At 60.6% G+C, this 711-nt stretch carries 1 protein-coding gene; it reads right to left on the reverse strand.

Going from position 1 to position 711, the window contains the following annotated elements; genetic code table 11:
- Positions 1-493 (reverse strand): collagen-like protein (locus Q3C19_RS18310; protein ID WP_302731303.1); only part of this gene is annotated, 493 nt, incomplete at its 3' end.
- Positions 494-711: the final 218 nt, after the last annotated feature.

The following is a 711-nucleotide window of genomic DNA, read 5'->3' on the forward strand; positions in this document are numbered from 1 at the left end:
CGGTACCGCCGGATAGCAGGGGCGACGTGGCATCGGTGGACACGTGCGTCTTCAGGCATTTGAATGCCCGGTAGCCGGTGGCGGTAGAGTCGTCGCGTACCAGTGCCACGTCAATGTAGCGCGTTCCCGAGGTTAGTGCCTCGTCGTTGCGCCATTCGATGCCTGCCGCCCATTCGGCACGTCGGATGATACAGCCCGGAAGTCCGTCCTGCCCGTCCTGTCCCGGCTTGCCGTCGGCGCCCGGCGTACCGGGTGCCCCTTGGTCTCCCTTGTCACCATAAACGGCTATGATGTGGGTACGCGTATCAGTAGAGCCGTCTGTGTAGGTGGTAGTCTCGCGATTCCACAGGTATTTGTTCGTGGCAGACAGCGTGGGCATGGTGTCCTGCCACGAAGACGGCTGCACGCCCTGTTTCGACGATACGCCGTACTGCTCCCTGACACTCCGTATGCCGCGCCCGTCGGTACCGTCCGTCCCGTCAGCGGCGTACATGCCGATGATGGCAGGTGTGGTGTTTACCGTAGTGCCATCAGTATAGGTTATGCGTTCGTAGTTCCACAGGTATCGCTTTGTAGCGTTAGTGGTCTGTACGGCGGTCTGCCACCCCGATGTAGAAGCGGTGACACCCGAAGATGACGAACTGGCAAGGTAGTAATTGGTGATGCCCTGTATGCCCTTCCCATCCTTGCCGTCGGCACCGTCCTCACCCT

Origin of the sequence: Bacteroides sp. ET489, from assembly GCF_030518095.1 — a bacterium.
Classification (GTDB): Bacteria; Bacteroidota; Bacteroidia; order Bacteroidales; family Bacteroidaceae; genus Bacteroides; species Bacteroides ndongoniae.